The organism is Parvularcula dongshanensis, assembly GCF_014199615.1.
Lineage (GTDB): Bacteria > Pseudomonadota > Alphaproteobacteria > Caulobacterales > Parvularculaceae > Parvularcula > Parvularcula dongshanensis.
Genome location: NZ_JACHOB010000005.1, coordinates 1 through 21,924 on the forward strand (window position 1 = coordinate 1; position 21,924 = coordinate 21,924).

Annotated in this window: 13 protein-coding genes; 10 read left to right on the forward strand and 3 right to left on the reverse strand. The window is 63.7% G+C overall.

The window, feature by feature from the left end; genetic code table 11:
- The first annotated feature begins 385 nt into the window (after positions 1 to 385).
- The 10 genes from GGQ59_RS11045 to GGQ59_RS11090 all read left to right on the forward strand — a co-directional run bounded on the left by GGQ59_RS11045 (position 386) and on the right by GGQ59_RS11090 (position 16,622).
- A complete protein-coding gene (locus GGQ59_RS11045) occupies positions 386 to 1,378 on the forward strand; it encodes a LacI family DNA-binding transcriptional regulator (protein WP_183818554.1) in 993 nt (330 codons plus the stop codon).
- 73 nt (positions 1,379 to 1,451) lie between these two features.
- Positions 1,452 to 3,782, forward strand: a complete 2,331-nt coding sequence (locus GGQ59_RS11050) for a glycoside hydrolase family 127 protein (protein ID WP_183818556.1) — start codon at positions 1,452 to 1,454, stop codon at positions 3,780 to 3,782.
- A 28-nt stretch (positions 3,783 to 3,810) separates the two neighbouring features.
- Positions 3,811 to 5,346 (forward strand): alpha-N-arabinofuranosidase, encoded by a 1,536-nt coding sequence (locus GGQ59_RS11055; protein WP_183818558.1) that lies wholly within the window; start codon positions 3,811 to 3,813, stop codon positions 5,344 to 5,346.
- Positions 5,343 to 7,415, forward strand: a complete 2,073-nt coding sequence (locus tag GGQ59_RS11060; protein ID WP_183818560.1) for a glycoside hydrolase family 43 protein — start codon at positions 5,343 to 5,345, stop codon at positions 7,413 to 7,415. Before GGQ59_RS11055 ends, GGQ59_RS11060 begins: the two co-directional genes overlap by 4 nt.
- Before the next feature lie 125 nt (positions 7,416 to 7,540).
- On the forward strand, positions 7,541 to 8,539 hold the full coding sequence (locus GGQ59_RS11065) for an alpha/beta hydrolase (protein WP_183818562.1): 999 nt from the start codon (positions 7,541 to 7,543) through the stop codon (positions 8,537 to 8,539).
- A 58-nt stretch (positions 8,540 to 8,597) separates the two neighbouring features.
- Entirely contained in the window at positions 8,598 to 10,883 is a 2,286-nt protein-coding gene (locus GGQ59_RS11070) for a glycosyl hydrolase family 95 catalytic domain-containing protein (RefSeq protein WP_183818564.1), read from the forward strand.
- Between the two features lie 147 nt (positions 10,884 to 11,030).
- Complete coding sequence (locus GGQ59_RS11075; RefSeq protein ID WP_183818567.1) at positions 11,031 to 12,725, forward strand: glycoside hydrolase family 43 protein; 1,695 nt, start codon at positions 11,031 to 11,033, stop codon at positions 12,723 to 12,725.
- An 858-nt stretch (positions 12,726 to 13,583) separates the two neighbouring features.
- A complete protein-coding gene (locus GGQ59_RS11080) occupies positions 13,584 to 14,474 on the forward strand; it encodes an alpha/beta hydrolase (protein WP_221401010.1) in 891 nt (296 codons plus the stop codon).
- Positions 14,475 to 14,477: 3 nt separating this feature from the next.
- Positions 14,478 to 16,430, forward strand: a complete 1,953-nt coding sequence (locus tag GGQ59_RS11085) for an NPCBM/NEW2 domain-containing protein (RefSeq protein ID WP_183818571.1) — start codon at positions 14,478 to 14,480, stop codon at positions 16,428 to 16,430.
- A 54-nt stretch (positions 16,431 to 16,484) separates the two neighbouring features.
- Positions 16,485 to 16,622 (forward strand): hypothetical protein, encoded by a 138-nt coding sequence (locus GGQ59_RS11090; RefSeq protein ID WP_183818573.1) that lies wholly within the window; start codon positions 16,485 to 16,487, stop codon positions 16,620 to 16,622.
- 563 nt (positions 16,623 to 17,185) lie between these two features.
- On the opposite strand, the gene GGQ59_RS11095 is transcribed toward GGQ59_RS11090, so the two are convergent.
- From GGQ59_RS11095 to GGQ59_RS11105, 3 genes are read right to left on the reverse strand one after another with little or no spacing between them, the layout of a single operon-like run.
- Positions 17,186 to 18,700 carry a tryptophan halogenase family protein gene (locus GGQ59_RS11095; RefSeq protein ID WP_183818575.1) on the reverse strand — a complete coding sequence of 505 codons (1,515 nt, stop codon included), beginning with the start codon at positions 18,698 to 18,700 and terminating at the stop codon, positions 17,186 to 17,188.
- Positions 18,684 to 20,171 (reverse strand): tryptophan 7-halogenase, encoded by a 1,488-nt coding sequence (locus GGQ59_RS11100; RefSeq protein WP_183818577.1) that lies wholly within the window; start codon positions 20,169 to 20,171, stop codon positions 18,684 to 18,686. The genes GGQ59_RS11095 and GGQ59_RS11100 overlap by 17 nt, the downstream gene beginning before the upstream one ends.
- A complete protein-coding gene (locus GGQ59_RS11105; protein ID WP_343074326.1) occupies positions 20,168 to 21,727 on the reverse strand; it encodes a tryptophan halogenase family protein in 1,560 nt (519 codons plus the stop codon). The genes GGQ59_RS11100 and GGQ59_RS11105 overlap by 4 nt, the downstream gene beginning before the upstream one ends.
- Positions 21,728 to 21,924 lie beyond the last annotated feature (197 nt).

Here is a 21,924-nt window from a genome sequence, read left to right on the forward strand (position 1 = left end):
TACCCGCTCTCGGTCGTAAGCAGGACCGAGCCGACCTCCTGGCCGCCCTCCAGCGTGCCGAAACCTTCTCGCGTGGCCTCGGCCGCCTGCGCAGAGCCGACCATGAAGACGACCGACAGAGCGACGCCGGAACCGAAGCGAAACATAACACCCTCCCAAAGCCGTGAGTCCGGCCCACACTGTTTATCTTGGTCGTGTCAGCACGACTCTTTGACGAGGCTTAGTCTAAGACAGCGGGCGCCGCCCAGATCACTCAGTGCATTCTGAGGTTGGCGTCCGGCTGCAAACCTTTTCACCCACCTCCCGCGTTGCAAAATCTTGCAACCACGCGTTTCATCGCACGATGGAACAGCAACGCCGACGCCGCCCTCGGGCAGAAATGACGATGTTCGACATCGCGCAGCTTGCGGGCGTGTCCGAAGCGACCGTCTCCCGCGCGTTGTCGGGTTCTCCTCTCATCGCTGAGTCGACCCGAATGCGTGTGCTGCAAGTTGCCCGCAGCGCGAACTACCAGGTGAACATCAACGCCCGCAGCCTGCGTCAGAAGCGGAGCCGGTCGATCGAGGTTCTGATCCCGCTCGCGACGCGCGGTCGCCAGCACATGTCCGACCCCTTCTACCTCGACATGCTCGGCGCCCTTGCCGACGCACTCGCAGCGCGAAGCTACGACCTCCTTCTGACGAAGAGGGCGCCTTGGCTCGATGGTGTCGAGAAGAACTCGATCCAATGCGGTCGCGCCGACGGCATCATCATCATGGGGCAGGGGCAGGACCTCGAAGAACTCGACCGGTTCGCGTCGATGTATCCGCAGATCATCGTGTGGGGCGGCCACTTGCCTGACCATAACTACGTCGTGGTCGGCACCGACAACGTTGTCGGCGGCAAGATGGCGACGGAACATCTGATGCAGGTCGGGCGGAAGAGGATTGCCTTCCTCGGCGACCCTGCAGAGCCAGAGATCGCATTGCGGCTCGAGGGCTACAAGAGAGCGCATGCCGAGAACGGCATGACCCTCGACGAAAGTCTCATCTACAAAGCACCGTTCGACGCGCGCGAAGCCCGCATCGCCGCCGAAGCGACGATCGAGGGGGGCGTCCGCTTCGATGCGCTCTTCTGCGCGAGCGACGTGATCGCGATGAGCACCGTGACCGCTCTACGCCGCGCCGAGATCCGGGTGCCGCATGACGTCGCGGTTGTCGGCTACGATGACATTCGAATGTCGGCGAACTTCGACCCGGCACTGACGACCATCAGCCAGCAGATCCAGCAGGGCGGGGAGACGATGGTCGACCTTCTACTGACGATCATAGACGGCGGGTCGGCGTCAACGACGCTGCTGCCTCCTGAGCTAATCGTGCGGGAAAGTACCGTCGCCTGACGGAAGATACCGTTTCCCCATCGAACAAGAAACGTCCGCATCGGCGGCGAAGGATCCGGAGGAGGGGCACAACATGCAAGTCGATCGCCGCGCCTTCCTGATCTCGACTAGCGCCGTTGCGCTCGCCGGATCGACCCTCGCCGCGGCGAAGGGCGTGGAGAGTCTGCAAGCGGTACCGCTTGAAGACGTCGCTCTTACCCCGTCCATTTTCTCGCGCTCGGTCGAAACGAATACGCGTGTCCTCCTCGAGCTTGAACCCGATCGTCTCTTGCACAACTTCCGCAAGTTTGCCGGCCTGGAGCCGAAGGGAGAACTCTACGGCGGGTGGGAGGCCCGCGGCATCGCCGGCCATTCGCTCGGCCACTACCTGACCGCACTCGCGATTACCGCGCAGCGCGGCCACGCCGAAGCGCGTGATCGGGTGCGCTACATCGTGGCGGAGATGGCGGCGTGCCAGATTGCGCATGGCGATGGTTACGTCGGCGGGACGACCGCCGAGCGGGACGATGAGATCGTCGACGGCAAGGTGATCTTCGAGGAGATCAGGCGAGGGGACATCCGCACCTCCGGCTTCGACATCAATGGCGGGTGGGTGCCGCTCTACACGTGGGACAAGGTGCAGACTGGTCTCATAGACGCCTATCGGCTGGCGGGGGAGGAGGCGGCGATGCCGGTCCTGATCGGCATGGCCGGCTACCTCGCCGACGTCCTGGATCAACTCGACGACGAGCAGATGCAGACGCTGCTCGCCGCGGAACACGGGGGTCTAAACGGCGCCTACGCGGAGCTATACGCGCTGACAGGCGAGAAGCGCTGGTTGGCACTGGCGGAGCGGCTCCGGCACAGAGCGGTGCTCGACCCCCTTTCTCGCGGGCAGGACATTCTTCCGGGCCTGCATGCGAACACCCAGATCCCGAAGCTACTGGGATTGGCGCGGCTCCATGAACTGACCGGCGAAGACGCCGCCGGCGATACCGCGCGCTTCTTCTACCGTACCGTGACAGATCAGCATTCCTACGTCATCGGCGGCAACTCCGAGCGGGAACACTTCCGTGCACCCGGGGTCATCGCTGAGGCGATCACCGACCGGACGTGTGAAGCGTGCAATAGCTACAACATGCTGAAGATGGCGCGCCACCTCTGGCAATGGGAGCCCGACGCGAAGCTCTTCGACGAGTACGAACGCACCTACATCAACCACATACTCGCCCACCAGCATCCCGTGTCGGGCATGTACGTCTACTTCATGCCGCTGCGATCGGGATCGCGGCGGACCTACTCCACTTTAGAGAACAGCTTCTGGTGTTGCATGGGCACCGGCATGGAGAGCCACGCGAAGCATGGCGACAGCGCGTTCTGGCAGCAGGGCGGCGAGGCGTTCTACATCAACCTGTTCGTCCCGGCAGAGGTGAGGTGGCGGGAAGGGGACATGCGGCTACGCATGGAAACGGACTTCCCGCGGGATGAGACGGTATCGCTCGTGGTCGAAGATGCGCCGCGCCGTGCACGGACCCTCGCCGTTAGGCTGCCGGGTTGGTGCGAGGCGCCGCACGTTACGTTGAACGGAGAACGGGTGCCGGTGGAGCCCGGGCCTGGTTACGCCCGGTTGGCGCGTCGCTGGAAGCCAGGTGACCGGATCGAGGCACGCTTCCCGATGCGAACCACCGTCGAAAGGACCCCGGACGACGAGAGCATGATCGCGTTTCTTCATGGACCGTTGGTTCTCGCTGCGGACCTCGGACCGGACGACCGCTCCGTCGTTCTGCCTCCGGCACTCGTTACGGCCGATGCCGAGCGCTCGCTTGAACCCATCGATAGCGAGCCTTTCAGCTACCGCCTGACCGGAGCAGTCCCCGAACCCATCGTCCTGCGGCCGTTCTTCGATCAGTACGACAACCGTACGGCTGTCTACTTCCCCCGGTTCACGGCGGAAGCGTGGAAGCAGAAGGAAGTTGCCTTCCGCGCCGAGCAGAAAGCTCAGCGCGCGCTAGAAGCACGAACCTTCGATGTCATCTATCTCGGCGAGATGCAGCCAGAGCGCGACCATGACTTCGAAGCGAGCCACGCCGACGTCATCGCCTTCGGCGGCCGTAACGGACGGACGGCTTGGTGGGGTGTCGGCAACTACATCCAGTTCGACCTCGCGGTAGGCGAAGGCCCCGTCGTGCTGCGCGCCCTCTATTGGGGCGAGGAGACCGGTAAGGACTTCGACATCTCGGTCGACGGTACCACCATCGCGCGCGAGCGGCGCGACACGCCGAGCGCCAGCGAGTTCGTCGCTGTCGACTATGAGGTGCCGGATGAGCTTACCCGCGGGAAGTCGAAGGTCACCATCCGCTTCCAGACAAGGGGAAGCGACGCACCGGTCTATGAAGTCCGTACGCTGCTCGCCGACGCCCAATGACATACGCGCAACCTAGCCTGAGGCCTCTATGAAACTCGCTGCCCAACTTCGCGCCCTCGCCGTAAGCGTAACCGCCATATCGGCGGCGCATGCGCAAACCGAACTGACCATCGATCAGAGTGCGCCGATCGGCACGATCCAACCGGAGGTTTATGGACAGTTCGTAGAGCACCTCGGCGCGGGTATCTACGACGGAATATGGGTGGGTGAAGACTCTGACATCCCCAACACGGACGGTATCCGCGATGACGTCTTCGCCGCGCTCGACCGTCTTGAAATTCCGGTGATGCGCTGGCCGGGCGGGTGCTACGCGGACCTATATCACTGGCGCGACGGCATCGGGCCTCGGAACGAGCGGGCCGGCACCGTCAATATGGCTTGGGGCGGCACGCCGGAGAGCAATCAGTTCGGGACACACGAGTTCTTCAACCTCGCCGAACGCCTGGGCGCGAAGACCTACCTCAACGTCAATCTCGGGACGGGCACGCCTGGTGAGGCCCAAGCTTGGCTCGAGTACATCACACTACCCGAAGGTTCGGACCTAGCGAACGAGCGCAAGGCGAACGGACGGGAGAAGCCCTGGAAGATCGACTACCTATCGATCGGAAACGAGACGTGGGGCTGCGGCGGAAACATGCGGCCGGCGTTCTACGCGGATCTGTACGCGCAGTGGGCCACGTTGTTGCAGACGGCGGGCGAAGCACCGAAGCGGATCCTTTCCGGCTCGCACGAAGGCAATATCGACTACTCCGACGAAGTACTCGACCACCCTGGCATGGGTAACCTCGCCGACGGGATCTCCCTCCATTACTACACGCTTCCGAACGGCGACTGGGCGGACAAAGGCGAAGCGACGGACTTCTCGAAGGCGCAGTGGGCCGAGACCATCACGCGGACCTTGCGAATGGAAGACGCGATCGAGCGTTCCCTCGCCATGATCGACTCTCACAACTTCGAAGACGACTTCGACCTTTACGTCGACGAGTGGGGCATGTGGGTGAATACGGAAGAGGGCGCCCCCGCACTCTACCAGCAGAACACGATCCGCGACGCCGTCGTCGCCGCTCTCAACTTCAACCTATTCCATCAGCATGCCGACCGCGTGCCGATGACGAACATCGCACAGATGGTCAACGTGCTGCAGGCTATGATCCTGACCGACGGCGGCAAGATGGTTCTCACGCCTACCTACCACGTCTTCGACATGTACCGGCCGTTCCAAGGCGCTACCGCTCTGCCCGTGTCGTTCGAAGCCCCGACTTATGGTTCCGGGGATGATGCGTTCCCAGCGCTAAGTGCATCGGCCGCCCGGACAGAAGACGGCACGCTGGTGCTGGCGTTCGTCAACGCCGACCCCGAGGCCGCGCACGGCGTGACGCTCCAGGCAGGGGACGCACGACGGGCGGAGGGCAGAGTTCTTAGTGCCGAGGAGATCGACGCTCACAACACCTTCGCGTCTCCGAACGAAGTGCAGCCCGAAGAGATGAGCGTCCGTGCAAAGAACGGTACATTCGAACTCGGCCTGCCGGCGAGGTCGGTCACAGTCTTGAAGCTCGTCCAATGACGTTCGCAAGGTCGTACACCGAGCGGTTGGCATTGGTGGCCCTAGCGGCGACCGTCGGGGTCGCGGTGAGCGGTCCGTCCGGGGCGGCCGTTCAGGAGGCGGGTCATCAGGTCCGCCAGACCTGGACCGCGGACAACGGCGACGGCACGTATACTAACCCGCTGTTCTACGACGAGTTCTCGGACCCAGATCTCATTCGAGTGGGATCCGACTACTACCTTACCGGCACGACCATGCACTCCATGCCGGGCCTGCCGGTCCTTCGCTCGACGGACCTCGTCAACTGGGAGTTCCTATCCTACGCCGCCGAGCGACTGGACCTGGGCCCCTCGTTCAGGCTCGAGGACGGAGAGGAGTACGGTCAGGGTCTATGGGCGCCGACCTTCCGGCACCGCGACGGCACTTTCTACATCTTCAGCAACGTCAACCGGCACAAAACCCAGAAGTTCTCCGCTACCGATCCGACCGGTCCTTGGATGCACGAGGAGATGGCCGGAAGTTTCCACGACCTGTCGGTGCTCTTCGACGATGACGGTAAGGCCTACATCGTTTGGGGGTACCAGGAGATAAGGGTTGCTGAGCTGAATGATGCACTGACGGACATCGTGCCCGGAACCGAGCGGGTGATCCTGGAGGAGGGGTCCGGCCTCGGCGAAGGTATCCATTTCTACAAGTTCGGAGATACGTACTTTCTGATCAGCGCGGAGTACCGCGACAGCATGCGCATGCCAGCCGCTCGCGCGTCGAGTCCGTATGGGCCCTGGGAGGTCACTCGCGCGATCTCGGAACACGAGGACTTCGGCTTGATGAAGGGACGTAGCATCGATGCCGACCCCTTCCTCGAAGGCGTAGAACCACCATTCGACCTGGTGCCGCCGGACCCATCCTCTCGCGACCGACTGTCGCTTCACCAGGGGGGCGTGGTGCAAACGCCGGAGGGGGAGTGGTGGGGCTTCTCGATGTATGACGCCAACTCGATCGGTAGGCTGACTGCGCTGTCGCCGGTCACATGGTCGGAAGGCTGGCCGTACTTCGGACTGCCTGGCAATCTGGGACGTACGCCGCGAACGTATGAAAAGCCGAAAACCGGGTCCGTACAGGAGCCGAGGGCTCCATACGCTCGCTCTGACGACTTCTCTGAACCGGTCCTGCAACCGGTATGGCAGTGGAATCACGTACCGGTCGCGGAGGACTGGTCGCTGACGGACCGCCGCGGCTATCTGCGGATCCACGCCGACAATGCTTCTGACCTCCTGCAATCAAGAACCACCCTTACACAACGTGCCATCGGCCCGCGCTCAAATCCGACCGTCGTGCTCGACGCTAGCGGGATGAAGCGCGGTGACCGGGCTGGACTCGCGCTGTTCGGGCGCCCCTACGCCTGGCTCGCGACCGAACGAACGGCCGATGGCCTCTTCGTCGCCCGGTATGACGAGCAAAGCGGCGCCATCGATCGGGAACCGGTGCCATCCGACCGGATCTGGCTACGCGCCGAAGCGGACTTCATGCATGAGGAGGCGCAGTTCAGCTACTCGCTCGACGGTAGGCGGTTCGAGAAGATCGGAAAGCCCGTACCCCTTGTCTACCAGCTCTACACCTTCCAGGGCGTGCGCTACGGACTCTTCGCGTTCAATCCGGACAGCGGCGAGACCGGTGTCGCAGACTTCGACGGCATCGACGTGTTCGAGCCCGACCCGTACGGTCGTGCGCCGATACCGTACGGACGAACCGTCCTGCTATCTGAAGCGGCGGTCGACGACGGTACCGACGGAGGCCCCCTAGCCGTTCCGTTCGACGTCAGGGCCCGAGGTGTCGGACAGGTCAGCTTCGAACGCGGCGGCAAGTCACTGACAGTTCGAGAAGACGGCACCGTTCGTATGGCAAGGACCGGTGGATCGGCCGCGCAACGGTTTCAGTGGAGCGAGACCCCCACCGGCGAGGTCGTGCTGATGTCGCGGCTTACCAACAGATACCTTCGCATGTCCGATGGGCGTCTAACCGCGGACAGTCCCGGTCCGGACCCGGACGGTCGAGACGGAGTGCGCTTCGAGTGGGAGATTGCTGAATGAGGGAAGTCAAAAACCGTTCCGGCGAACGGCGCGCTAGATCCCACGGGAGCCAGAGTTACCGCGCTGCGTCCAAAGCGCCTACCGGTCCTCTCCTGGCAGCCACTCTGCTCGCGAGCGTCGTGTCGATGACCGGCGTTTGCACAGCGCAGGACGACGCGGCGGGCAAGGTACGGACCGAGCGTCTCGTCGTGGACAGCCACGCCATAGCCGGAAACCTCGAAGGTAACGCGGCGGAGCGGGACGTCATCGTCTACCTTCCGCCCAGTTATGACGCCGAGCCCGAGCGTCGTTTTCCGGTCGTATACGCACTGCATGGCTACTCGATCGACAACGACATCTGGACGAACGAGATCGATACGCCGGCAGGGATCGAGGATGCCTTCGCGAACGGCACAGCGCAGATGATCGTCGTGCTGCCCGACTCCCGCACGCGCCATAACGGTTCAATGTACTCGAGTTCGGTCACCGTGGGCGATTGGGAGAGCTTCATCGCGGACGAGCTCGTCGAGAAGATCGACGCCACCTACCGTACGCTCGCAGCTCGCGAGAGTCGGGGGTTGGCCGGTCATTCTATGGGCGGATACGGGACGATCAGAATTGGGATGAAGCGCCCCGATGTATTCGGTGCACTCTACTCGATGAGCCCGTGCTGCCTGTCGGCGCGTGCCCAACCCCCTGCGGATCTTCTCGAACGGCTGGAGGGCGTGCGAACCGAGAAGGACGCTGCGGCGCTTGGCTTCTTCGAGCGGGCGACCCTGGCCTCGGCAGCGGCGTGGTCTCCGGATCCGAACGCGCCGCCCTTCTACCTCCGTTTGCCAGTGGGCGAGAACCGGACAGAAGTTCTCGCCCGTTGGGCCGCGAACGCGCCTATCGCCATGGTCGATCAGTACGTTCCCGAACTGCGCAGCTACTCGGCGATCGCTATCGATGTCGGAGACAAGGACGGGCTACGCGCGGACGCCGAGATCCTTGCCCGCGACCTGCAGCATCGGAACATCCCGGCGACGTACGAAGTTTACGAGGGCGACCATGTCAGCGGCGTTGCGGACCGCTTCGAACGCCACGTCCTCCCGTTCTTCGCACGGCACCTCGTAGCGGACGCGGAGACCGCGGCCGTTGACTGAAGGGGGAGATCCGGCACGGCCGTTCCGATCGGCCGGCATCAGCCGACGCGAGACGATCGTGACGGCCGTTGCTGCAGGGCTATTCTTCGGCGGAAAGGTTTCTGCTCGGACCAGCGAGCGGCCGGCGGGCCTGTCCCGCTACGGCCTTTGGTACACCGCCCCGGCGGGATACTGGGTAGAAGCGCTGCCTGTCGGGACGGGACGCCTCGGCGCCATGGTTTACGGCGGTACCCACCGCGAGCAGCTTCAGATCAACGAAGATACCTTCTGGGCCGGTGGGCCGTACAATCCGGCTGTACCCGGGGCTCTCGACGCCATCGCCGAGGTGCGGGACCTGATCTGGCAGGAGCGCTATCGCGAGGCGCAAGCCCTGGCGGACCGGGAACTCATCGGCGTCCCGCGAACGCAGATGCCCTACCTCACTCTTGGCTCCCTGGTATTGGAATGCGACGGTGGGAACGAGCGCGAGGACTATGTACGCTTCCTCGACCTCGCGCGGGCAGCCACCGTCACTCGCTGGACGGCTGGCGGAAGGCGCCACGAGCGCACCGTGCTGGCAAGCGTGCCGGACGAGGTGATCCTAGTACGCCACCGCGTCGACCAAGGCGATCTGGCGTTGACCGTGTCGCACGAACGGTTAGCGTTCGACCTCGACGATCAGTGTGCGCTTGCTACGGGCAAGAACGAGGGCGTAGCCGGTGTGGACGGCAGGCTGCGTTTCGCGTTGGGCATAGCTCCTTGCCCCGGCACGACGGTACAATCCGAAGGCGGGCGCCTCGTCATGCGCGGGCGCGAAGAGGTTGCCTTCGTCATCGCAGCGGGAACGAGCCACAGGAGCTGGCAGGACGTCTCAGGCCATCCAACCGAAGACGTACGGTACCGGCTCAGCGCGGCTTCCAGGAACGAGCCTGCCTCGATCGAGAGAGCGGCGACGAACGCGCATAGAGAAGCGTTCGAGACGTTCGATCTCGATCTTGGCGAAGACCTCTTCGCGAACACCCCAACAAACGAACGTATCAGGTACAGTCACGAGATGAACCGTCATGACGGCCACCTCGCCGCGCTCTACGTTCAGTACGGACGATACCTCCTTCTGTCGTCGTCCCGGCCGGGCTCGCAGCCAGCGAACCTTCAGGGCGTCTGGAACGACAGCAGCAACCCGGCGTGGGGCTCGAAGTATACTATCAACATCAATACTCAGATGAACTATTGGCCGGCGGAGGCACTGGCTCTTCCTAATTGCGTCGAACCGCTGATCGCTATGGTCGAGGACTTGGCCGAGAGCGGTCGTCGAACGGCCCAGGTGCATTACGGCGCGCGTGGGTGGGTGGCGCACCACAATACCGACATTTGGCGGGCGACGGCTCCGATCGATGGCGCCTTCTGGGGCATGTGGCCCTTGGGGGGTGCCTGGTTATGCCAGCACCTGTGGGACCACTACGACTACGGTCGAGACCTGACGGTGTTGAAGCGCATTTATCCGACGTTGCGAGACGCGGGGCTGTTCTTTCTCGATACGCTCGTCGAGCATCCCGGCGGGGAAGGGCTCGTCACCTGTCCATCGATTTCACCGGAGAATGCCCACCACCCGGGAACGACGATCTGTGCCGGTCCGGCTTGCGACCGCCAGATACTAAGAAAGCTGTTCGGAAACATCATCGAAGCGAGCGAGTTATTGGGCCTCGATTCGGACCTTCGCGCCGAGTTCTCGTCCGCCCGGAGCCGGCTTCCGGCGGACCGGATCGGCAAGGCCGGGCAGTTGCAAGAGTGGCTCCAGGACTGGGATCTCGACGCCCCTGAGATTCAGCATAGGCACGTTTCGCACCTCTACGCCGTCTATCCAGGTCACGAGATCGGTCCCGATACGCCTGCATTGTACGAGGCCGCCCGTCGCTCACTCGCTATTCGCGGAGACGATGCGACGGGTTGGGGGATCGGCTGGCGCATAAACCTCTGGGCTCGCCTCGGAGACGCGGACCGCGCCTACACCGTTCTGCGGAAGCTTCTCGGGCCGGACAGAACCTATCCGAACATGTTCGACGCTCATCCGCCGTTTCAAATAGATGGCAACTTCGGCGGCGCCGCCGGTGTCGTCGAGATGCTGGTGAGGGACAGGCCGCAGGAGATCGAATTGCTTCCGGCGTTGCCCATGGACGCATGGCCCGATGGGTGGGTGCGCGGCGTTCGCCTACGTGGCGGTCTGACCCTCGACCTGAACTGGATGAGGGGCGACGTCACCGAAGCCCGCTTCGCAGCTTCCAGTCGTGTACGGCGCAAGGTCCATGTGAACGGGCGCGCGCATACGCTCGACATGAACGAGGGCGATCGAGTTGTGGTGACATGACGATCCATCGCCGAACCATCCCTCGAACGGCGTCAACCGTTCGGGCCCTGCCAAGTCTACGCCGTCCGCGGCCTGCCGACGATAATCGAACATACCAGAGGTAAGCGAATGAAACACAGTACGCGTTGTAGCTCTTACTACGGCTTGATGGGGTCGACTGCGCTTCTCCTCGCCGCATGTGCAGGCACCGTTTCGCAAGGGGAGGCGCCTGCCCCCGCGGCGGACGGCCCACTGACGGCGCGCTTCGAGCGCTTCACCTATGAGGGGCGCGACCCGGCCTTCGAGCGAGAGGTCGGGCCCGACGAGTACCTCAACCCGATCCTCGCCGGGTTCTACCCCGACCCCGGCATCACCCAGGTCGGCGGCGACTACTACCTCGTGAACTCGACCTTCGCCTACTATCCGGGCCTGCCGGTCTTCCACTCGACCGACCTCGTCAACTGGACGCAAGTGGGCAACGTCATCGACCGGCCGGACATGCTCGACTTCGACGGGCTCGAGCTGTCGCGCGCGGTCTTCGCGCCAACGATCGAAGAGCACGAGGGCACGTTCTACGTCGCCAACACCTGCGTCGACTGCGGCGGGAACTTCATCGTCACCGCGACCGACCCCGCAGGGCCGTGGTCCGACCCGATCTTCATGCCCGAGGTCGGCGGGATCGATCCGAGCGTCTTCTTCGACGACGACGGCAAGGTCTACGTCATCAACAATGACGGGCCGGAAGGCGAGCCGCGCTACCAAGGCCACCGCGCGATCTGGATCCGCGAGGTCGACCCCGAGACCTTCGAGTCCCTCACCGAGCAGCAGGTCCTCCTTGACGGCGGCGTGAGGCCCGAAGAGAACCCGATCTGGATCGAGGGTCCGCACGTCTACAAGATCGACGGCACCTACTACCTCTCGGCGGCTGAGGGCGGCACAGCCGTCAACCACAGCCAGGTGGTCCTGCGCTCGGACAGCGTGACAGGCCCCTACGAGCCCTATGAGGGCAACCCGATCCTGACCGCCCGTCACCTCGACCCCGACCGCGAGATGCCGATCGCCTATGTCGGCCACGCGGCCTACGTGCAGGACGACGAGGGCGAGTGGTGGGCGACATTCCTCGGCGTGCGTCCGTATGAGGACGAGTTCTTCAACACGGGCCGCGAGACCTTCCTGATGCCGGTGCGGTGGGAAGACGGCTGGCCCATCATGACCGAGGGCGACGAGGAGGTGCCATACGTCGCGAAGCGACCGGCGCTGCCGGACGCTGGCACGCCCGACCTCCCCATGCACGGCAACTTCACCGTCACCGAGGAGTTCGACGAGCCTCTCGGCTTCGAGTGGATGACCGTCCGCATTCCCAAGACCGAGTGGTGGTCGGCGGGCGACGGCGCGCTGACGATCGAAGCGCGGCCCGAGGCCCTCGGCGAGACGCTTCAGCCCTCCTTGTGGGTCCGCCGCCAGCAGCACATCGCGGGCGACGCCTCGACGAGCGTGACCTTCACGCCGCAGGAGGCGGGCGACGAGGCGGGCCTCGTCGCGATGCAGTCCGACGCCTACTGGTACAAGCTCGGCCTAGCCGGGTCAGAAGACGGCCCCGTCCTCCGCCTGCGCCGCCGTGCCGGTGCCGACTCGCCCGAAGCGGGCGAGGTCGTCGCAGAAGCCGACGGCGAAGGCCTCGCGGGCCAGCCGCTCGAACTCCGCGTCACCTTCGACGGTGCAGACTACGACTTCGCCTACCGTCCCGAGGGCGGCCGATGGACGACGCTCGCCGAGGGCGTGGACGGCAAGATCCTTTCGACCAGCGTCGCAGGTGGGTTCGTCGGCGCGACGCTCGGCATGTATGCAGAGAAGGGGGAGTAACCGCTATCCTCAACCGTAGGGCGGCCGCGGCACGTGGCCACCCAACCCTTCCTCGGGCCTACCACGAAGGCCCGGAGGGCAGGGGGGGCGCTAAAGGCCGACAGGTCGCGGAGCGAGTATGTTCCAGCACTGTACGAACGGACTGCGAGCAGATCGCGGGTTCTGAAGCGGCTGCGAAGCGATCAGTCGGCTTCGGTCGCCCTGTTCGATCGAGCGTCGCCGTCAAGCCGATGGCTTGTGGAAGAAGGGTGGCGCAACCATCCGCCGCGGCACCATGGGGACACTCGTTCCACCAGTCGTACTCGCCAGTGGCGTGGCGGGGTGTGGCAGCGTCGTTGACGAGTTGGGTAGCCTTCTCCTTCAGCGTCATTCGGTCGACGAGCTCGTGCACCAGCCCCTCGCAGGGGTGATTGCTCTAACTATGGACCGGCGTTTCGACGCTAGGAAGCTATGGGTTCGTGTCGCCGACACCCGCCGTCGCGGACATGACGGAGAAGGCCAACGAAACGAAGGGTGTACGCATCATCATATCACCATACCCAACACGCTACCCGCGCAGCGCCGAAGACGTTGCGCTGATCGACCCATACCAGTGTAATCAGAGTGCCTCGTGCTGAGGTGACGCGGCCCGGTTACGCAAGCACATCGAAGAGGTCCGGCCCACCCGCCGAGTTGCAAACGTTTACAACCGTTGTCCGAACAGGCGCGCGAAGGTTCGGGTACCACGCACCTGCGAGTCCGGATTGACCGGAATGATAGCGCTAATCAAGCTCGCGGAAAATTACCGATGGAGGAGGGGTTATGCTGCGAGCAGGATCAGTTGGGTTTGCCGGTATGGCTGTGGCCGTGATTCTGACGATGGTGAACGGTTTAGCGAATGCGCAGGACGGGACGATGTACCCGATGGAGGCGCCGAACGAACCGAACGCGATCCCGCTCGGCACGGGCGGCGTCGACGATCAGCCTGCCGAAGAGTCCTGGTTCCGCCAGTGGGGCGATCCCATGGCGCGGAACATCACCGAGGCGACGCTGACCCCCTTCTTGCCCGACCCGGACAAGGCGACCGGCGCGGCGGTCATCGTAGCGCCCGGCGGCGGGTTCATGTGGCTCTCGATGGGCAACGAAGGATGGGAGGTCGCCGAGGCGCTGAACGAACGCGGGGTGGCCGCGTTCGTCCTCAAGTACCGCCTGCAGCCGACGGCCGACAAGCTCGCAGACTTCGAGGGGCAGATGAACCGGCGCTTCGAAGAGGCTGAAGACGGTAGCGGGGCGGGGGGCGACGCCGAGCCTCCGCAGCGGCCGCGCTGGGACCTTTCGAACCAGCTTGCGGACGCAGAGGCCGCCTACCGCATGATCGTGGACCGAGCCGATGAGTGGCATGTCGACACGGACAGGATCGGGATGATGGGGTTCTCGGCGGGGGCGGGCCTGACCATGGAGACGACGCTGAAGTCCGACGTCGCCGACCTTGCCTTCATCGCGCCGATCTACGGCGGCATGGGGGAGGTGGAGGTGCCGGAAGGCGCGCCGCCCATGTTCGCGGCGATCGCGTCCGATGACTTCCTGTTCGGCGGCGAGTTCGGGGTCATCAAGTCCTGGTACGATGCCGGCGTGCCCGTCGAGTTCCACCTCTACCAGAACGGCGGCCACGGCTTCGGTCTCGGCAACCCCGACCGCACCAGTAACGAGTGGTTCGAGGCGTTCATGCATTGGGTCGAGGTCAACGGCTGGCTCACCGACGCGTCGTAAGAGATGCAGAGATCTCACGCCCGCCACGTCGCATCCACGGCCGCCCTTCGCAGCCTGGTCATCAGCGTCACCGCGGCAGGGACGGTCACGTTGGCCGCGCCAGCCGCAGCCAAGGACAAGAGCGCTACCGACCCGCTCGTCGCAACCGGACGTTGGACAGCGAACGAGGCCGGGAACGCCCCCGTTCCGCCTATGGGCTGGAACAGTTGGAACGCCTTCTTCTACGACATCGACGAGGAGAAGGTCATGGCGTCTGCTCGGATCCTTCTCGATACGGGTTTGGCCGATGCGGGCTATCGCTACGTCAACCTCGACGACGGATGGTGGCATCATCGTCGCCAGCCGGACGGGCGAATGGTCGTTCACACGGAGCGGTTCCCGTCGGCGAGGACCGACGATCCCGAGCAGACCGATTTTCGCCCCTTTACTGACGGCTTGCATGCGCTCGGCCTGAAGGCGGGCATCTACTCCGACATCGGTCGCAACACCTGCGGCCAGGCGTACGGCTCGGACGATGCGAACCTTCCCCAAGGCACCTTGGAGGAACGCGAGGTCGGCCTCTTCGGCCACATCGACCAGGACATCGAACTCTACTTCGCTGAGTGGGGCTTCGACTACGTGAAGGTGGACGGCTGTGGCATCCGCGCGTTCGGTGCCGACGCGCCGAGGGTCGCGGCGGGAACCTACCGTCCGCTCGAGCCGCTCATAGACATGAACTCCGTCGCCCGTACGGACATCCCGGCGGTCAGGTCCCTGTTCACTGATGTGTCGGAGGCGCTGCACCGCCATAGCCCCGATCAGGACTACGTCTTCTCCGTATGCCTTTGGGGTTCGTCCGATGTCCGCTTCTGGGGGAAGCAGGTCGGAAACGTCTCGCGTACCAGCAACGACATCACGCCCGACTGGACGCGTATGTTGACGAACTTCGATACGACCGTCACCCGCGCGCTCTACGCACAACCAGGAAGTTGGAACGATCCTGACATGCTCTTCGTCGGGCAGGGGGATTTCGACGCTGACCACATGAAGGAGGCGCGGTCCCACTTCGCACTCTGGGCGATCACGAACGCGCCTCTCCTCATCGGCTACGATCTGCGCGAAGCGAACGCGGACCAGGTGACCCTCCTGTCGAACGAGGGTCTGATCGCCCTCAATCAGGACGAAGGCGGTCATCAGGCCGTACCGGTTTTCCTGTCCGAAGACGTGCAGATTTTGGTGAAGACGCTCTCCGACGGCGACAAGGCGGTCGCATTGTTCAACCGCGGCTTCGCGCCAGTCGACGTTGTCCTGACGGCGGATCATCTGAAGATGCGCGACGACGCGCCGATCAGGCTTACCGACCTTTGGACGGGTGAGACGAGCGAGTTCCGTGACGAGATCGAACACAAGGTCGATGCGCGGGAAACGCTCGTGTTTCGTGCCGAGGGAAGTCGCGCATTGCCGGACGGCATCTACCTCTCCGAAGTCCCAGGCGATGTGAACGTCGCCGAGGACGGCGTACCCTTCCCGACCAACGATCCCACGATCCATCACGGCATCATTCCGTGGACGGGAACGCGGGGCGCCTACGAGCTGCCGACCTATGCGGGGTGGGGGGGCGCGCAGGCCGACCGGACCCCGTTCAGTCAGCCCTTGCGGATCGGCGGAATCGTCTTCGACAGCGGCCTTGGCGTCCTGGCGAACTCACGGCTTGAGGTACGAAACGAGGGCTTCGAGCGGTTTGCAGCGAATGTCGGCATCGACGACAGCGCGGCTTCTGCGGGTCCTGTCCGTTTCGAAGTCTATGGCGACGGATCGCTCTTGGCCTCGACAGAAGCAATCGCCTTCGGTGACAGCGTCACTCCGATCGAGGCCGACGTAGACGGCGTCCGTGTAATCGAACTGGTCGTGCGGGCCGAAGGGACGCCGGGCCTCAGCCTGCCTGTCGTTTGGGGGAACGCGCGGCTCTTGCGCTGAAGCGAAGCCGCCGCTACCCGGCCGCGCCGCTCAGAACGTCGTGCGAACGACGACATGACCGAAGGAAACCATCCGGCAAACCACCCACCGCGGCGTCTCGTCCTCTTCCGCTCCGCGGCCGTCCCGTTCCTTCCTGCGGTCTCGCTCCACATCTATGGCGGGTTCGCCGAACACGTCGGCGACCTCGTCTAACAAAGCCTTCGGAGCGCTGTTCCTGCCGACCGCAACTGCTACGCCGCGGTCGGTTCCGTGCTGAAGAAAGCGATAGGTTCCGGCAGGGCCCGCTGCGGCAGCGTGCAAGTGGGGTGCGTTTCTTCGCTTTGGGAGGACAACGCCGCAAGCTTCGGCGCCGACACCCTCGACGTGCGCTCTTTGCACTTGCGGCTCCTGCCTATACCGAGCGGAAACTTCGCGTAGGCCTAGGACTGGCGGAGGGCGATTGGGATCACGACCACCACCGAACGGTCGTGGACCCGGTCTGGGGAGCGGTAGAGTTCGACTCAGTCAGCGTGGAATAGTGGCTGTACCCTTACGATTTGATCGGCGCGTAACCGTCCTGGCGCGTTACAACCGAGCTCGACGCCCCCGCCGCAGAGAGCGTCGCAGGCGAGCCTGCGCTCACGGTCGTATCTGAAGAAGGATTCAACGCAGCTGCGGACGGACTGCGCGGCGATCCGAGCAGCATCGCCATGTTCGAGTACGTCGGCGGTCAATCCCAGCGCCGACAGCTCGAATGAGGCCTCGGCGTATAGAGCCTACTGGAGACTCGGCTTCCAGCCGCAGTAACGAGACAGGAAGTCTTCGTGGCTCGGCATGGTATCCGCAGTGGTGGTGATCGCGCGCCTCATCGAAGAGAGGCTCTGCCGCACCTTCTGTTCAGGCACTTGCGACGCCACAGGGTGAAGCCGACTGGGCAATATGTTCTGCCCAAGGAAAACCGCAACCCAACTCGGCCGCGCGAACAGCTCCTCGCCATGACGAAAAGCTCGACCGCTTTCCCGAAACAAATCGATCTTACGCTGCAGACTATCCGGGACGTCCATCGTCCGGCAGTAATCCCAGAAGGGACTGTCATTGCGCTCCGTAGCCTTGTAGTGGAGCACGATGAAGTCGCGCACTTCCTCGAAGTCCGCGCGCATCGATCGGTTGTACTCCCGCCTGAGCGTCTCGGGCAAGCTAGTGTCCGGCATCAGCGCGATGAAGCGGCTGATGCCCTGCTGGATCAGATGTATCGATGTCGACTCGAGCGGCTCGATGAAGCCGGCCGACAGTCCGATCGCGACGCAGTTTTTTTCCCAGAACGATCGCCTATGGCCCGTACGGAACGCAATTCTCCGCGGCTCGGAGAGGGGAGGACCATCCACTGTTTCGAGCAAAACCTCTGCCGCCGACACATCGTCCATGAACGCGCTACAGTAGACGTGGCCGTTTCCGATCCGCCGCTGCGTCGGGATGCGCCACTGCCAACCTCCGGTCTTTGCCGTCGATGTCGTTAGTGGTTTGATCGGCCCGACGTGAGCGCTGGGGACCACTTGCGCTCTGTCGCACGGGAGCCAGTGGGACCAATCGATGAACGGCACGTCTAAGGCCCCTTCGTGGAGCAACGCCCGGAACCCGGAGCAGTCGAAGAAGAAGTCACCCGAGACGGCGCGGTCATCGCTGAGGCGGACCTCCGTGACGAACCCAGACGACGGGTCTCGCCCAACCTCGCGAACTTCCCCCTCGATACGCCGAACGCCCCGACCTTCGGCGAACCGTCGCAAGAACCGGCCGTAGAGGTTCGCATCGAAATGGTAGGCGTAGCCCATCTGCGACAGAACCGACCGTGCGTCCCGGGACGGCAGAGCGAACTTCCCGGCCTTCGCCGCGACCGCGCAAAGGCTGAACTCTTCGATGGCCGGCACGTCGCCGGTCTCATGTGCCGCCAGCCAGTAGTGATGGAAATCAATGCCGTTGAGATCGGCCCCGTGCTCGCCGAACGGGTGAACGTAGACGTCCCCCTTCCGCCCCCAGTCGACGAATTGAATGCCCAGCTTGAAGGTCGCATCGGTCGCCCGCATGAACTCGTCTTCGCGCAGGCCGAGCATAGCGTTGAACTTCAGGATATCGGGGATCGTCGCTTCGCCGACGCCGACGGTGCCTATTGCGTCCGACTCCACCAGTACGATCTCGACCGTATTGGGATCGTACACGCTCGACAGCGCCGCTGCGGTCATCCATCCCGCCGATCCCCCTCCGACGATGACAAAGCGTTTAAGTATCGTTGTCATTAGTTTCCGCGTTCCGCCGAATATAGAGCTCGAGACCGTCCATGTACTGATGGTGGAGCGGCATCGTACGCGCGAACCGGGCGATTGAATCGCGCATCTCATCCAACTGAGCCGAAAGTCTGGCGCCTCCAGCTCCCTCCGCGAAACGGTCATATCGTTCGGGTACACGCCCCATCCCGAAATGCTGGATCAACCAATCCTCCTCGTTGAACGGTTCGTGGTCGAAGGTCACGCTGACCCCACGACGGGTAAAAGCCGAAAGCTTCGCAGACAGTCGCTCGGGCAGAAGCTGATCGCGAGCCGTCGCCCAGAAGGCGCCTTTTGGAAGGTGCGGAGTTCCGTAAAGCGAAGCGTTGAAAGCGAATGCGTTCTCGAAGTCGTCCCTATGCCGTCGGTTGTAGAGCTCCTCCTCGACGGACATCTCGGGGGCGACCGGTACCAGCGAGATCACGCGTTCGATGTCCCGCTCGAGCATCATGATCGGTGCTGGCGTGATCGGTTCAAGCACCGCGGCCGAATGGCCGATACCGACGCAATTACCTCGCCAAGCCATCGTGCGCTTGCCGAGCGTCAACGTGCAGCTCTGTCGAAGATCTTCGAAGTCCGGCGTGGCGTCCGACCGCCTCTCGTCCTCTTCACTCAGTTCGAGGAAGTGGACCCCATCGCGCAGATGCGCGGCGGAGGTCCAGCCGCGCCCGCCCGCCCTTACGACGCGGACAGGGGGCCCTAGACGTTCGCACGACCTACGGAATGCTTCTCCGCGCACCTGCCGCCCGGATCGCTCTTGCGGCACGCCGACGGCGCTCAGAAGCAAGGCCTGCGGTCCGGTCGCGTCGACATAAAAGTCGCCACGAACCACCGATCCGTCGCTCAGCCGCAGTGAGGCGATGCGGCCGGATGCGACCTCGACGTCATTCAACAGCGCTTTCGTGCGGTCGTACCGAAGGCCGCCGGCCGTTTCGAACAGCCCGGCGTAGGCACTCGGCTCGATCTGGTAGCCGTATTCCGCACGGGCGAGAGGGGACGCCCCACGTTCCGGCGGATGAGCGAACGCACCCCGCGCGGCGGCTATCGCCGGTAAGAGGAATGGCTCGAGCTGCGTTCGACCGGTCTGGGTAAGGAAGTGGTGGAAGGCGACGTTGCCTATGACCGGGAGGGGTAGGTGGTGGCACTGATGCCAGGAACGATCGCCCCATCGCTCGTAGTGCGTACCGTAGGCGAAGCTCATCGCGCTTCGTAGAACGAGGTCAGGCTCGCTCACGCCCGCGGCGAGGTTGAATGCGTAGGCCGACGGACCGGTGACTTGCCCATAGAAGAAGTCTGCGTCGTGGTCCCGAGGTGTGGGAACGACCTCAATCGCGACGGAGGCCGGCAAGCGGCGGGACAGCGCAGCCGCGCACATCTGGCCGGCCAGACCGCTGCCGCAGATGACCACGAGCGATTGGGCGTTCGGATCGTTCGCGTTCATCATAGGTCGTAGGGGTTGGTCCGGACGTGCGCGGCCGAACTTTCCGAGGCTGCCCCGCAGGCACTGATAAAGGACTCGTGCGCGGGAGTTGCTCCGACAGCTTTCGAGACGTCCTCACGGACGCTCTTCATACGATATCGCAGAGCGTCGATAGGCAACCGCTCCGCACGGCAGTCATAGGAACGCGGCAGGACGTTCTGCCCCATGAAGACCGCGATCCAGCTCGGTGGGAGGAAGACGCCGAACTCATAGGCGACAACGTGACCCCGATGTCGCCAGGCCTCGATCTTCTCTTCGAGGCTATCGGGTAGTCGCATGGCCCGGAAGTATCGCCACATCTCGGTGTCGCTGCGCTCCGTCGCCACGTAGTGCAGCAGAAGGAAGTCGCGAACCCGCTCGAAGTTCAGCGCCATGCGCCGATTGTACTCGCTCTCGTCCCCGGGATGGAAGTCGCGATCGGGGAACAGTTCGATCAGCTCGGCGATGCCTTCCTGTACGAGGTGAATCGATGTCGATTCGAGCGGTTCGAGGAAACCACCCGCGAGGCCGAGCGCGACGACATTCTTGTTCCAGAACTTGCGGCGACGTCCCGTGGTGAAGCGCAGTTGGCGCGGATCCGCGAGGGCGGGGGAGTCCAAGTTCGAGAGCAACTCTTCCCGGGCGCTCTCTTCGTCGACGAACTCGCTGCAGTAGACGTAACCGTTTCCGGTCCGGTGCTGCAGCGGGATGCGCCACTGCCAGCCTGCTGACCGCGCTGTTGCCTGCGTGTATGGGGGGAGGGGACGGCGGACTTCGCTCGGCACGGCGAGGGCTCGGTCGCAAGGTAACCAGTCCTGCCAATTCTCGTAGCCGGTCTCCAACGCCCCTTCGATCAGCAACCCCCGGAAGCCGGAGCAGTCGACGTAGAGATCCGCCGCCACGGAGCGACCGTCGGCGAGCTGAATCGAGGTGACATGTCCGGTACCACCGTCGAGGGTCCAATCGACAATTCTGCCTTCGACGCGCTCGATCCCCGCGCTTACCGCGCGATCGCGCAGAAATCGCCCGTACAGCGTAGAGTCGAACTGATAGGCATAGCCGAAGCTCGATTGCAGGGTGCCGGGATCCGTTTGCGGACGAGTGAACCGGTTCTCTTCGGCCATACGCACCGCATAGCTGTAGTCGTCTAGCCGACACGGCGAGCCGTGCGAGCGCAGACGAAGCCATAGATGATGGAAGGAGAGCCCATCCTCCATTCGGCCGTAATCCCCGAACGGATGAGTGTATCGGTCGCCGAGCTTGCCCCAATCACGGAACTCGATCCCGAGTTTGAAGGTCGCCTCAGTCGCACGCATGAACGCAGCCTCGTCGATCCCAAGGCCTTCGTTGAAGCTCCGAATGTGTGGCAAGGTCGCTTCGCCGACGCCAACCGTACCGATCTCGTCCGACTCGACCAGGAAAACGCGCGTGGTGCTCCGTCCTAACCGTTGCGCCAACGCCGCAGCGGCCATCCAGCCAGCCGTACCGCCCCCAACGATGCAGATGGAGTCGAGTTCCTCGCTGCCGGACGTTTTCCCCACGTTCTACCCCCGCCATCGCATCTATTGTTAGCGCTATCTTGCAGCCGTCTTGCAAGCCGTTCTAGCACGAAGACGGACTCTTCTGGACGGTGACAAACGATTACATTGTCCGTCCCGCTTCACACCCAGCCAACGCTTGCGATACCGTTCGTGTCAACAAATTCATAAAGTGTCCCGGGAGGACACGCAAAGAGAGG